Here is a 13,410-nt window from a genome sequence, read left to right as displayed (position 1 = left end):
GCCTACTGTTGCACGCTGCGACCGCCGTCGACCGCCAGGATCTGTCCGGTGATGTAGTCCGGCCCGGTGACCATGAACAGCACCGCTTCGGCGATCTGCTCCGCACCGGCAGGTCGTCCCATCGGGATGCGCCTGAGGATCTCCTGACGCGCCGCATCCGCCAGGTATCCCTCGGGCCACAGCGCCGCACCGGGCGCGATGCCGTTGACCCGTACGTCCGGCGCCAGATCGCGCGCCAGCGCCTTCACCATCATCGCGTTGGCCGCTTTCGCCATGCAGTACAAGGGGTGGTCGGCATTTGGTCGATCGGCATGGATGTCTACCATGTTGACGATGCAGCCGTGGTGTCGGCGCAGTTCAGCCGCGGCAGCCTGGGCGAGAAAGAACGGTGCGCGGGCATTGCTGTCGAACAGGTCGTCCCAGTCCGCGGTGGTCGCGTCATCCAGTGGTGTGGGGTAGTAGCTCGACGCGTTGTTGATCAGCACATCGAGACGGCCGCCGAACGCGCAGGCATCGCCGATCAGCCGAGCCCATACAGTCGGATCCTTAAGGTCGCCCTGGACCACGGTCGCCGAACCGGGGCGGGTCGCCAGCAGTTCGTCGCGCAGTGACTCGGCCGCACCGGCCGAGTTGCGGTAGTGGATCACCACGCCGGCACCGGCCGCATGCAGTTGGCGCGTGATCGCCGCGCCGATGCGTGCCGCGCCGCCGGTGATCAGCGCGATTTTTCCCTGCAGCCGCTGTGATGGCTCCAAGTGCGTTCCCCCGATTGTTAGACTGTGCAAAGCAACCCGGCCCAGAGGTGACTATACCAATCGGCCGGGGTCTTCCGTTCATCCGCGTGTCGGAGGCGTTGTTTGGATCTACCTGCGTTGGACGAGGCCGAGCAGACGCTGCTGAGCGCGATGCGTGCGCATCTCGCGCAGGCGATTCGTGCCGCCGGCGGGGCATTGCCGTTCGACCGCTACATGGAACTGGCGCTGTATGCGCCGGGTCTCGGTTACTACGTGAACGGCCGACGCAAACTTGGTGAGGGTGGCGATTTCGTCACTGCCCCTGAGTTGTCACCGGTGTTCGGCGCCTGTGTCGCGAACCAGGTTGCCGAGTGCCTGGGTCATATGGACGGTGGCAGTGTGCTCGAGTTCGGTGCCGGATCGGGGCGCCTGGCCGCCGATATGCTGCTGCAGCTGGCGCGTCTGGAAAGTCTCCCGCGGCGCTATCTGATCCTGGAGGTCAGCCCGGACTTGCGTGCATTGCAGCGCGCAACGCTGGCCGAGCGGGTGCCGCAACTGCTGGACCGGGTCGAGTGGTTGGATGGTATGCCGGCGGCCGGTTTCGTCGGCGTCGTGGTGGCGAACGAGTTGCTCGATGCGATGCCGGTGCACCGGTTCCGGCGCGGCGCGGACGGCTGGCAGGAACTGGCGGTCGTGATGCGGGACGAGTCATTCGAAGACCACTGGACAGCGGTGCACAGCCCCGGGCTGGTCGAGGCACTCGCACGCCTTTGGCCCGGCGATGTCGATGTCGCTGAGGGTTACAGCTCGGAGATCAACCTGCGTCTCGGTCCCTGGCTGGCGGCGCTGGCATCGCGTCTGGAACGCGGCTACCTGCTGCTGATCGACTACGGATACACCCAGCGTGAGTACTATCATCCGGAACGCCGGCAAGGCACCCTGATCTGCCATTTTCGGCACCGCGCTTATGCCGATCCCTACCTGCTGCCCGGGCTGCAGGACATCACCGCCAACGTCGATTTCAGTGCGGTCGCGCAGTCCGCAGTGTCGGCCGGGATGCAACTCGCCGGCTATACCACCCAGGCGCATTTCCTGATCGACAACGGTCTCGACCGGCAGGTCTCCGAACTGGATTTCGCCGATATCGCGCACTCGATGCAGGTCATGCAGGGGGTCAAGCGCCTGGCCCTGCCGAGCGAGATGGGTGAACGGTTCAAGGTGATCGCACTGGCAGCCGATACGCCGGCCACATTGGCCGGTTTTCGGACGAGGGACCTGCGTGAACGCCTTTAGACCAGTCGTACCCGTCTTTCTTGCCGCGCTGCTCGCCGCCTGCGGGTCGGCGCCGTCGCGGGAGCAACCGGTGCGGCGCAGCGATTTCCAGCTGCAGTCGATCGCCAAGAGCGATGTCGACATGATCACCGAGATCCATATCCGGCAGAGTCTCGGCTACCTGCGCGAACTCGCGCGCAAACTGTACGTGCGCAACCCCAATCAACTGCGGCGTGGTCGCTACCACACCGAGGGGGCGGCACTTCAGGCGCTGTTCGGGGTGCGGCGTCTGTCGCGACATCCGGATCTGGGTGGGCGGCGCTCGGCCGAGGCCATCGGTCTGGCATTCGACGATGCCTACTACGGCGACCGCGTCGCCGCATTCGTCGAGGGGCTGCGCACGATGTTGCTGGACGGCTACGGCGGCAAGCGGACCTTCTACCTGCACGACAGCCTCGATCCGCAAAAGCTGCACTACCTGGCGCGCAATTTCGAGATTGCATTCTGGAAGCTGCGGCACGACCGCGACCCTACCGGACAGCTCTATCTGCTCAGTAATTCGCTGGACGGTAACGGCGATTTGAGCTTTGAACGGCTCGCGGGCAAATTGATCGCGCTGCAGGATTCGATGGCACAGGTAGTGGTCGACAGCACCAACCGCCAGATCAAGAACGTCATCCAGAGCGTCGCGTCAGCGGTGTTCTTCCCCATCTGAGACGATGCGGCGTGCGATTCTGCTCGGCTGCTGGCTTTTCGCGCTGAGCGGGTGCAGCAGCGTGGCGTACTATGCGCAGTCAGCACGTGGTCAAGCGGCCCTGCTCAGCGCTGCACGTCCGATCGATCAGGTTGTCGGCGATCCACGGACCAGCGCTGCGGTTCGCGAACGCCTGAGCGCGCTCCCGGAACTGCGTCGCTTCGCGGTAAGCGAACTCGCGCTGCCGCACAGTGGCAGTTTCCGGCGCTACGCCGCACTTGACCGTGAGGCGGCGGTCTGGAGCCTGGTCGCCGCACCGCCAGACGGCTTACAGCCACGCGAATGGTGTTATCCGGTCGTAGGGTGTGCCAGCTACCGTGGTTATTTCAGTCACGACGCGGCGCTGGAACACGCGGAACGGGCACGGCGCGACGGCTGGGACGTCGCGGTCGACCCGGTACCCGCGTACTCCACTTTGGGCTGGTTCGACGACCCCCTGCCCAGCACCGTGATCGACTGGCCGTTGGCGGACATCGCGGGCCTGGTATTCCACGAGCTGGCGCACGAAGCGCTGTACCTCGCCGGCGACAGCGCGTTCAACGAGGCCTACGCAAGTGTCGTGGAGCACGAGGGGCGTCGGCGCTGGTTGCAGAGCCGGGGCGACGAGGCGCAGCGTCGGCAGGCGGATGAGCGTGACCGGCGCCGGGCGGATTTCCTGCAGCTGTTGAGTGACACGCGGATGCAGCTCACCGCGCTCTACGCGTCGTCGACGACGGACCGCGCGGCGCTGCGCACCGGCAAGGTGCGGATTCTCGGAGAACTGCAGCAGCGGTACCGTCTGCAGAAGGTGGAGTGGGGTGGCTACGCGGGCTACGACTGGTGGTTCGCGCGGCCGCTGAACAATGCGCACTTCGCGAGTATCTCGACCTATTCCGATTGGCAGCCTGCGTTGTCCGCGATGCTGCGTCAGCTTGGCGGCCGGATGGACGCCTTTCATACGGCCTGCCGACGTCTTGCGACACTGCCGGCCGCGGTGCGTGCCCGCTATCTGGATCGGCTGGCCCCTGGCTCACGGGGTGTTCCGCATACCGCCAGTGTCGCTGCCGCCGACTGATGCCTGTTCAACGGCCGCTGGTCTGCCGTAGCTGATCGAGAAGGCGGTTCTTGTCTTCGCCACGCAGGAAGCGTGCACCGGCGTTCTCCAGCGATGTCGGCGTGACGCCCAGTGCCGCCAGTCCGTCCTCGCGACATACGCTCGGTACGCCCAGAGACAGATAGTTGTCCGGCGTGAAGGGCCGACCAGGTACATATTGCAGGATCGCCGCCTGCAGGCGCGACGCCCAATCGGGTAGCCCGATGATCACTTTGCGTGTACCGCTTTGCGCAGCGACGAAACGCACCAGCTGCGCCAGGGTATAGGTACGTGGCCCGCACAATTCGTAGTGTTTGCCAAACGTCGCCGGGTCCTCCAGCGCGTTGGCGAATGCCGCGGCCACGTCGCCGACATAGACCGGCGAAAGTTGCGCGCCCGGGCAGGCCAACGGCATCGGACCGGGTATCCGCAGCAGTGCCGCGAACCGGTTCAGAAAGCTGTCGTCGGGACCGAAGATGACCGATGGGCGGAAACTGGTGACCGCGATCCCGGGTTTGCCGTGGGTATGCGCACGGTTCTCTCCCTCGCCCTTGCTGCGCAGGTACTGGCTGCCGCCGCTCGCCTGGTCGGCGTTCAGCGCGCTCATGTGCAGCAGTCGCACCACCTTGGCAGCGTGGCAGGCGGCAACCACGTTTTCGACCAGTTCAACGTGTACACGGCGAAAACTGCGCCGCTCGCCGTCGGCGTTCAGGATCCCGACCAAGTGGATGGTGGCTTCGCAGCCACGCAACGCTTCGGTCAGTTGGCCGCGGTCGAATGGATCGGCCTCTACCAATTCAGCCGCAGTGCGCAGGTCCGCGTGGCGGTGGGCGTGGCGGGTGATGACCCGACACCGGTAACCACGATTGCGCAGGTGTCGCACCAGGTGTCTGCCGACGAACCCCGAACCGCCAATCAGCGCGATGTTTGCGATCTTCATGCTCAGTAATATTTCAGGCGAACCTGTCTCAGAGGTTGAAAGCGACCGATGCCACCGCGCGGATTGTGCCGCGCACTGCCGGCTGCCTCAAGCGCGAACGTGCCAGTCGCGGGTTCAACTGCGTCGTCGCATGAGCAGGACCTGGCCGTCGTTGTCGCGTAACACCATGCGACCGTCGCGCATCTGGTAACGGTAGTGCGTGGTGGTATTGCCGCCCCTTGGAGTCCACCAGAAATACTGGCGGTCGTAGCCGATCGTGAAGTCCTGATAACGATCGCGCGCGACGTACAGCCGCGCGGCCTGGCGTTTGATGATCACGATGCCGCCGTTGGTGAGATCCCAGATGCCGTCGAGGTAACCGCTCACCGCAGCGTTCACCGTCTGACCATAGCGCCCGGAAATCATCCCCGGAAACTGGCCCGGCAGGGCATTGGTGGGCCAGCCGCCGCCAGGGACCTGCCACATGCCAGGCATGCCACCCATGCCATACAACGGCGACATCCCGGGCATGCCGCCGAGCCCCGACATTCCACCGAGTCCCGGCATCATGGACTGTCCGTAGCTCGGCAGGTAGGGGACTCCGAGCGGCAGCGAACCGCGGTTGATCAGTCCGAAGATCTCCATCATGCGCAGCATCGCCTCGACGAACGGGTTGTCGTCGCCGTACAGCGCATTCGACGGCTGCGGCACGCCGGCCAGCAGCACGCCGCAGAGGCAAATCGTCAGGGCTCGTTTCACGGGCTCAATATTCCACAGCGGGGGGCTACTGGGAACCCCATCGGGGGTGCGACGGCGGTCGGCGAGCTCCTTGAGCCGCAGCGGTTTACGGGCGGGGGATTCGGGGTAAACTAGCGTCGCCAGCGGAGACGTCGAGAACAAAACAATGACCATGAGCGAACCGAAAGAGAGAGACCGCCGCCAACGTACCCATGAGATGGTGCGCAAGCTGCTGGACGAGCGTCAGCAGATGCTGACCATGTTCTGCCGGGTCGCCGGCCTGGAACCCTACGCGAAACACAATCCGGGCGTGGACGTGCTGCAGGAGTTCTGCCAGGTCCTGATCGATTACTCCGCGTTTGGCCATTTCGAGATCTACGAGCGCATCGTATCCGGACGCGAGCGGCGAACGCAGGTCGTCGAGGTGGCCCGCGAGGTCTATCCGAAGATCGCCGAGGCCTCGGAGGTGGCGGTGGAGTTCAACGATAAGTACGACGCCTCCGATCACACCCTGGACCTCAAACAGCTCGACCGGGACCTGGGCAAACTCGGCGAGGAGTTGGCACAGCGCATCGAGATGGAAGATCGCATCATCCAGGCCTTGACCACCCGCTAGCTGTCTCGGCATACGCCCGACCGCTGCCGGCCATGATCTGTCCCGCCTGAGTCGATGGCCCGCCTGTTGTCCCGTCTGCGAGCCTCCTTGCCGCCCGAACAGGCGGTTCAGGAGGGCTTCGCCCGCACACGATTCGAGCGACTCCGCCTGGAGGGGTTTCCGCGCGGCATCGACAATCTGCACATCGATGTGGCGCTGGGGCCGTCGATCAGCCGTGCCGCAGAAATCTACATCGCCGCGCTGGTACGCGAAAACCTGCAGCGGATCTGGCGGCAACCGGCCGATACGCGCAGCGATTCGATCGGCGAAGGATTTCGGCGCGTGCTGCTGGATCTGCATAACGCCGTGGTCAAACAGGCGCGCAGTTCACACCGCCTGGAACGCGTGCAGTTGTTCCAGGTGGCGGTGCTGCGGCTGCTGCTGGATCTGACCGATGCGGAGCTGACGCGTGTGCGCAACGATCTCGAAGACGCGCGACACAAGGCGGACCGTGGAGTCGATGGCCGGGGGTTGCAGATCCACCATCAGTCGTCGGTCCTCGCGAGAAACGTCGGCCATGTCCGCTATCGGGTGGCACGACACGCGGTACGCGACCTGATGCGCCTGGAGCACGAAAGTCTGCGCAAGTTGCGCAAATCGGTGCTCGGCCGTTCCTGGCCGGTTGCCGAGACCCTGTTGACCAACCCGATCCTGCAACTCGACGGGTTCGGCGCACTGGGGGATTTCAGCCGCATCTATCCTGCCGTGCTGTACGCCGAGGACGATGCGCGTCGCGCGGGTCTTTGCCTGCTGGACGTACTGGGCGACTGGTTGCCGCAAAGCGCGCGCATCGCTACCGGCAACGGGACGGTCGCCGCCGGCACGGTTGCCGCCGCACGTGGTGACAAGGCTGGGTCGCTCGGACTGATCGCGACCGAGCGGCGCGTGCGTCTACTGGTCAGCGAAGGTGAGCTGGCCGACTGGTCGGCCAACTGGCTGGACCTGCCTGTCAATGCGACCGCCCTGTTGGGCGGTGCGGAGGTTGCCTGGCCACAACCGTTCCATTGGCACCACCCGCGGATCGCGACGCTCCAGCTCGCATTGAATCGTCGTTTCGAGCGCGCGTTGCGCGACGCCCAGTTGGCGCGCGCGGTACGCGCCTCTTATGCGTTGTCGGCAATCTATCCCACGCTCGGACTGCAGGATGCCGAGACGCTCGTCTACGAGTATCTCAAGGGCGATCTTGGCAAGCGCGAGATGACCCGACGCTTGGCGGGTGTCGATGGTGTGAGCAACGCCGTGCAGCTGCTGCGCCGCATCGACCAGTTGAACCGTGAACACGCCAGGAACCCGGCCTACGGCCGACGTCAGACCTTGGCCAGGTTTGCAGGAGACGTGCTGCGATTACGCCGCGACCTGAAACATGCATGGCGGATGTTCAGGGCGATGGACAGCATCCGTCTGTTGAACGACGAGCGTGAACAGGCGTTGTCACTGGCCAACAACACGCTGCAGGTGTTCTGCCTGGACGATCTCGCGCTCGACGCCCAGGGAAATGTCGTCGGTCACGTGATCATCCGCACCGAGGTGCGCGGCTCAGACCGGATCACCGGCGAAATGCGTCGTCGTAATCTGAACCCGGCCGCGCATTTCAGTCGTTATTTTTACGACCCGATCACGCGTCTGCTCGATCCGTTCGGCGCACAGAAGGTGGCCGTGGAGGGTGATGCGTTGATGCTGTCGATCCTCGAGCACGGTGGCGAGGCCGCCGATCGCCTCGCGGTGGCACGCGCTTGCTGTCTCGCGACCCGGATTCTGCATCTGGTTGACACCATGAATGCCGAACACCGGCGTATCGGTCTGCCGCAGATCGAGCTGGGGATCGGCATCAGCTACGCCGACGAGGCGCCCACCTACCTCTACGATCAGAGCCGGCGGGTGACGATCTCTCCGGCGATCAACCGGGCCCGCAGCCTGGCGTCGTGCAATACCCTGCTGCGAGAAACCTGCCCGCAACCGGGGCATCGTGGCCTGTGTGTCGCCTTGCCGATGCAGGGTGATGAGCGCGATGCAACACTGGTGCGCTACAACGTGAATGGAATCGAGTTGGAACCGGCGGCGTTCACCCGACTGCATGTCGAGGTCTCGTTGCGCAAATTGACCATGCGCAGGCGTGGAAGCCTGCGGAGCGCCACGCTGTATGCGGGTAGCTGTACCGATACCAACGGCGTGGCGCACGGGCTGGTGATCCGCGAACGGCCCGTCAAACTTTGGATCGGCAATCAGTTGCTGGAGAAGAACGACGAAGGTCGTCGGTTCTACGAGGTGGTCGCAGATCCGCAGTTGACTGCCCGGGTTGCATCACGCCTCGCCGAGGCCAGCTCCGAAACCGCGTCGGCCATGGGGCATTCGGATTGACATCGCCCGTTAAGATGCAGGCGACGGAAGATTGACATGCCAGACGACAACACCACCGCGACCTTCAACCCAGACCAATTGCGCGCCGAGGCGGCCTTGCGCAAGGCGGCGCAGGCCGGAAATCCCGAGGCCCAGTTTCGCCTCGGCGTGATGTACGGCAACGGCGAGGGTGCCGCATTGGACTATGCGCAGGCGCGAGGCTGGTTCGGGAAAGCGGCGGCACAGGGTCACGAAAGCGCGCTGCTGACGCTCGCGTGGATGCACGCCAATGGTGTTGGTGCCGCCGTCGACGAGGACAGCGCGCGGCGCTTGTATCTGATCGCCGCCGAGGGAGGGTCCGCGAAGGCCCAGTACCTGGTCGCCACCATGTACCGTTTCGCACAGTACGGGGTGGAAAAGGATGTCGCGACGGCGGTCGGCTGGTACCTGAAAGCGGCCGAGCAGGGACTGGCCAATGCGCAACTCACCCTCGGCAAGATGATCATGGAAGGCAAGGGGGTCGAGCGGGATGACGCCGTGGCGCTGGAGTGGCTGACATTGGCGCACATCAACGGCAGCAAACGGGCCGAAGACTACGTCAAGCACCTGATCAGGCGGATGGATCCGGCGACGGTCCAGCAGGTTCGCGAGCGGATGACCGGGGGCGCCTCAACCGGCTGATGCGCGCGGGGCGGTATCGCGGCTGCCGATCAATCCGAGGTCGGGCGGTACCGGATGCAGGCGCTCGTTCAGGCGCGTCGGCGTGCGGCCCATGCGTTTCTCGTAGATCACCGTGTAGGCGAGCACGCGACGCAGATAGCCGCGCGTCTCCTCGAACGGCACCAGCTCGATCCAGATATCGGCTGGCAGCGTCCGCTCCGGTAGCCAGCGGGTGACCCGGTGCGGGCCGGCATTGTAGGCCGCGGTGGCCAGCACCGCGCTGTCGCCCAGCTCGCCTTTCATCTGCTTCAGGTAGGCGCTACCCAGCGCGATATTGGTATCCGGTTCGAGCAGGTCCTGGCGACGCGGTGGCCGGCGTTTCAGGACATTGCGTGCCACGTTGCGCGCCGTCGCGGGCATCAGCTGCATGAGGCCCACAGCGCCGGCATGCGAATAGGCATTGCTCATGAATGCGCTTTCCTGGCGCATGACGGCGAAGATCCACGCGTTTTCGATACCCTGCAGCTTGGCGTTCTGGTCGACCAGGTCGGCGTGCTCCATTGGGAACCTGAGTTCCAGGTCGTCCCAGTAGCCGGTTTTCGCCAGCGTGAAGATGGCCCGATCATGCCAGCCGTGTCTTTCGGCGATCTTCGCAGCGGCTTTCAGGCGTTCCGCGTCCATGTTCCGAGTGACCTCGCGCCATTCCCGGCGCGCCTCGGTCCAGCGCTCGAGTCGAAACAGCTCCTCGGCGCGGCGCACGCCGTCCATCGCGGCGACCTCGTCCAACAGTTCGGTCCGCGCCGGCGTCTCGTTGTGGTCCAGGTGGTACTCGCCACCGATCCGGTCGGCCGCCATGAATCCGTAATAGGTTCGTTCACCCGCGGTCTTGGCGTACAGTGCGTTGGCAGCGGCGGTCTCGCCGCTTCCTTCCAGCGCGCGGGCCAGCCAGTAAGACCAGCGGTCCTGCTCTCTTATGGCCTGTGGAAGTACTGCGATCCATGCGATGACGCGCTTCCAGTCTTCACGCAACAGCGCTGTCCGGATTCGTGCCTCGTGGGACTTGATATCGGCGTCGGAAAAGTCGACCGAGCGGACGAAATCGTAGGCAAGGTCGCCATAGCTGCGTTCCAGATTACGCACGATGTAGCGCTCGGTCTCGTTGATCTGCTCCGTGCTGAATGGATAACGTGGCTTGACCTGTTGCCAGAGCGCCAGTGCCTCCAACCCGTCCCAGCGGGCCTTACGGCGAACTGCGAATGCGAGCATCGCCTCCCGATAAGGATGGGCTTCGCGGAACCGTTCCAGTTCGCCGGCACGGTCCGGTGACTTGAACAGTGCGATCCACTGTTTCACCCACGCCCGATCGGGTTTCGACAGGCTGCGCGCCAGGTAATCCGCCAGCCGGGTCTCTCCGGCGTCGATGGCCTTTTCTACACGTTGCCAGACCATCCCGTCAGTACGCAGGCCGGCGCGTTCCCATGCCGCGAACACGGGATCGCAGGCGCTCGGACGCGACCTGCCGTACAACCAGATCTCCGGTACCTCGGTAAACGCCTGTGCCGTCTTGCCCGTAGCGATCAGCGCGTGCAGTTGGTGACAGCGGCGGGTGATATCGGACGTCGGCCGGTAGAACGCGAGGTAGTCGGACCACCGTTGACGCCGCGCGAGTTGGTCGAGCCAACGATTGCGCATGAGGTCTGCCAATGGCGTATCTGCATGGGTTTCGAGGAACGAGCGTATATCGCCGTTGTCTGCCCGGTCGATCCGTTTGGACAGCGCACGATATTCGAGATAGGGGTAGAGCGGGTAGTCGCGCAACTCTTTGCTGAGGCGTCTGAACTCGCGGCTTGCGCCGCCGTCCAGTGCTTTTTCGGCTGCAAGAAAGGAGTTTCTCTGTCGTTCCAGGTCACCGGCTGAGGTGGGTGTCATCCACCATGCGGTGACCAGCAGAAACAAGACTGAGAGTACACGCTTAGGCATCGTGGCGACATCCCGGTTGGCAAACGCGTTCAGCGTAGGCGTTGCGACGATACATGACAATAAGGGGATTCCCCCTTCGATGTCATTGAGACGAAGTGCAGATCGATCCACTATGTTATCGGCAGCCATTCGACAGGCTTTAACCAGGATGATCAACGAAACCGAGCTGAAACAATTGTGCGATCTCGTGCGCGCTGCCGCTGGCGAAGAGCTATGTGCGCGCTTCAACGTCGTCGGTGCAGACATCAAGACCGACGGCTCGCTGATCACCGCTGCAGATATCGCGATGCAACGCCGTCTGGGCACCGAACTGGTGCGGATTTGGCCGGCGTTTGCGCTGCTCGGTGAGGAGATGTCGGCAGAACAACAGCAGGCGCTGTTGAACTCCTCGCGGCGCGGCCTTTGGTGTCTGGACCCACTGGATGGCACGAGCAACTTTGCCGCCGGGATCCCTTTCTTCGCAGTGTCGCTGGCCCTGCTCGGTGACGGTCAGGTTCAGGCGGCTGTGGTCTACGATCCGATGCGCGACGAGTGTTTCAGCGCGCTGCGCGGCCTCGGCGCCTGGCTGAACGGGAAACGCCTTTCGGTTGCGCATGCCCCGTCTACGCTGCGCGAATGCATGGCTATGGTCGATCTGAAACGGCTGCCGCCCGCGCTGATCAAGGCGCTGGCCGAGCGGTCGCCTTACCGGTCACAACGGAGTTTCGGCTCGGTCGCACTCGATTGGTGCTGGATGGCCAGCGGGCGATGCCAACTGTATCTGCACGGGGGGCAGAAACTGTGGGACTACGCTGCCGGCCGATTGGTCGCCCGCGAAAGCGGTGTGCAGGGTGGCGTATTGAGCGCTTTCGAAGACCAACAGTGGTTCGAACAGCTTGCACTGGGACCGCGGATCGCGATCGCGGCGACGGATGCAAGACTGCTCGCCGATTGGCGCGCCTGGCTGCGTGAGGCACTCGCCTGAGCACCGCCTGCTATTGACTCAGGTCGTCGGCGACCAGGTTGAGCCAGTGTACGACCGGGACGCCTTCGTGCTCTTGCAGGTGCATCAGGCAGCCGATGTTCGCGGTCACGATCAGATCGGGGTGGTCGATGGTCAGCGCACGCAGCTTCCGTTCCCGGAGCTGTGCAGACAGGCCGCGCTGCAGGATCGAATAGGTGCCTGCCGAACCGCAACACAGATGTGCATCGTTCACCGGGCATAACTCGTAGCCGAGTCGGGTCAGCAGCTTTTCGATGGCGCCGTTGATGTGCAGTGCGTGCTGCAGCGTGCAGGGGGTGTGCACGGCGACACGCGCCTTGCGTGGCCGGATGTTCAGCCGATCGAGCGCGGCGCCATCGAGAAACTGCAAGGGATCGCGTTGTCGATCGACCAGTTCCCTGGCCTTCGGTGCGTACTCGGCGTCATCGGCCAGCAACTTGGGATAGTCCTGGATATGGGCGCCGCAGCCGCTCGCAGTAACGACCAACGCTTCTGCACCCGTGGCGAGCGCCGGATACCAGGCATCGATGTTGCGCCTCGCCATCTGGCGCGCACGCTCGCTGTCGCTGAGGTGATGGGGTAAGGCGCCGCAGCAGCCGGCTCCCGGGGTGCGTTGAATGGCGATCCCGAGATGTTGCAACACCGTCTCGAGCGCGTGATTGATCTCCGGAGCGAGGCCCGGTTGGACACAGCCTTCCAGCAGAATGACCCGGTGTGCGGCATCCACCTGCGAGGTCGCGCGCTGCAGCGATCGGGCAGGTGGAATCTCGCGACGCAGGCGAGGCGGCAGCAGTGGGCGCACGCTCTGGCCGAGACGCAGCAATGCGCCAAAGCGCCCTGGGTAGGCGAGGACCTCGATCAACAGGCGGCGAAACAGGCGCTGCGAAACGGACCGGGGGACCTGTCGTTCGACCTCGTCGCGGCCGATGTCGAGCAGCCGGTGATAATTGACGCCCGAGGGACAGGTCGTCTCACACGAGCGGCAGGTCAGGCAGCGGTCGAGGTGTTCGCGGGTCTTTGCCGTTGCCGGCTCGCCTTCGAGCACCTGTTTGATCTGGTAGATGCGTCCCCTGGGGCCATCCAACTCGTCGCCGAGCAACTGGTAGGTCGGGCAGGTGGCGGTACAGAAGCCGCAATGCACGCAGGCGCGCAGTATCTGGTCTGCCTCCCGGCCCTGAGAGGTGTCGCGAATGAAGTCGGCGAGCGCTGTCTGCATGTTGCCCTGGGTTCGATGGAATCTGACCGGTTGCCAGTTTAACCTGCCTGGCGCGTGCGTTTGCGACGCAGATCAGACTGGTATTTCCTGC

The 13,410-nt window shown here is 64.3% G+C and carries 12 protein-coding genes; 7 read left to right on the top strand and 5 right to left on the bottom strand.

The window, feature by feature from the left end; genetic code table 11:
* Nucleotides 1-2 precede the first annotated feature (2 nt).
* Entirely contained in the window at nucleotides 3-737 is a 735-nt protein-coding gene (locus tag H6955_06290; protein ID MCP5313145.1) for a pteridine reductase, read from the bottom strand.
* Between the two features lie 168 nt (nucleotides 738-905).
* On the opposite strand from H6955_06290, the gene H6955_06285 reads away from it, so the two are divergent.
* The 3 genes from H6955_06285 to H6955_06275 are packed head-to-tail and all read left to right on the top strand — an operon-like array spanning nucleotide 906 to nucleotide 3,814.
* Nucleotides 906-2,027, top strand: a complete 1,122-nt coding sequence (locus H6955_06285; GenBank protein ID MCP5313144.1) for an SAM-dependent methyltransferase — start codon at nucleotides 906-908, stop codon at nucleotides 2,025-2,027.
* Nucleotides 2,014-2,721: a hypothetical protein gene (locus tag H6955_06280; GenBank protein ID MCP5313143.1), complete on the top strand. Its 708-nt coding sequence runs from the start codon at nucleotides 2,014-2,016 to the stop codon at nucleotides 2,719-2,721. The genes H6955_06285 and H6955_06280 overlap by 14 nt, the downstream gene beginning before the upstream one ends.
* Nucleotides 2,722-2,725: 4 nt before the next feature.
* Nucleotides 2,726-3,814 (top strand): aminopeptidase, encoded by a 1,089-nt coding sequence (locus H6955_06275; GenBank protein ID MCP5313142.1) that lies wholly within the window; start codon nucleotides 2,726-2,728, stop codon nucleotides 3,812-3,814.
* Between the two features lie 7 nt (nucleotides 3,815-3,821).
* On the opposite strand, the gene H6955_06270 is transcribed toward H6955_06275, so the two are convergent.
* Nucleotides 3,822-4,778 (bottom strand): complex I NDUFA9 subunit family protein, encoded by a 957-nt coding sequence (locus H6955_06270; GenBank protein ID MCP5313141.1) that lies wholly within the window; start codon nucleotides 4,776-4,778, stop codon nucleotides 3,822-3,824.
* Between the two features lie 108 nt (nucleotides 4,779-4,886).
* On the bottom strand, nucleotides 4,887-5,510 hold the full coding sequence (locus H6955_06265) for a hypothetical protein (protein MCP5313140.1): 624 nt from the start codon (nucleotides 5,508-5,510) through the stop codon (nucleotides 4,887-4,889).
* A 145-nt stretch (nucleotides 5,511-5,655) separates the two neighbouring features.
* On the opposite strand from H6955_06265, the gene H6955_06260 reads away from it, so the two are divergent.
* From H6955_06260 to H6955_06250, 3 genes are all read left to right on the top strand, one after another.
* The gene (locus H6955_06260) at nucleotides 5,656-6,105 is read left to right on the top strand and encodes an Rsd/AlgQ family anti-sigma factor (GenBank protein MCP5313139.1); all 450 of its coding nucleotides are present in this window, start codon (nucleotides 5,656-5,658) and stop codon (nucleotides 6,103-6,105) included.
* Between the two features lie 66 nt (nucleotides 6,106-6,171).
* A complete protein-coding gene (locus tag H6955_06255) occupies nucleotides 6,172-8,502 on the top strand; it encodes a hypothetical protein (GenBank protein MCP5313138.1) in 2,331 nt (776 codons plus the stop codon).
* 36 nt (nucleotides 8,503-8,538) lie between these two features.
* A complete protein-coding gene (locus tag H6955_06250; GenBank protein MCP5313137.1) occupies nucleotides 8,539-9,162 on the top strand; it encodes a sel1 repeat family protein in 624 nt (207 codons plus the stop codon).
* On the opposite strand, the gene H6955_06245 is transcribed toward H6955_06250, so the two are convergent.
* The gene (locus H6955_06245; protein ID MCP5313136.1) at nucleotides 9,151-11,121 is read right to left on the bottom strand and encodes a transglycosylase SLT domain-containing protein; all 1,971 of its coding nucleotides are present in this window, start codon (nucleotides 11,119-11,121) and stop codon (nucleotides 9,151-9,153) included. The genes H6955_06250 and H6955_06245 overlap by 12 nt on opposite strands.
* A gap of 148 nt (nucleotides 11,122-11,269) precedes the next feature.
* Here H6955_06245 and H6955_06240 point away from each other — a divergent pair, with 148 nt between their 5' ends.
* Entirely contained in the window at nucleotides 11,270-12,085 is an 816-nt protein-coding gene (locus H6955_06240) for an inositol monophosphatase (protein ID MCP5313135.1), read from the top strand.
* Between the two features lie 10 nt (nucleotides 12,086-12,095).
* On the opposite strand, the gene glcF is transcribed toward H6955_06240, so the two are convergent.
* A complete protein-coding gene (gene glcF, locus H6955_06235; protein ID MCP5313134.1) occupies nucleotides 12,096-13,319 on the bottom strand; it encodes a glycolate oxidase subunit GlcF in 1,224 nt (407 codons plus the stop codon).
* Nucleotides 13,320-13,410: the final 91 nt, after the last annotated feature.

The organism is Chromatiaceae bacterium, from assembly GCA_024235395.1.
Classification (GTDB): domain Bacteria; phylum Pseudomonadota; class Gammaproteobacteria; order Chromatiales; family Chromatiaceae; genus Thiosocius.
The sequence above is the reverse complement of the archived record's forward strand: the minus strand, read 5'-3'. Positions and strand labels throughout refer to the sequence as shown.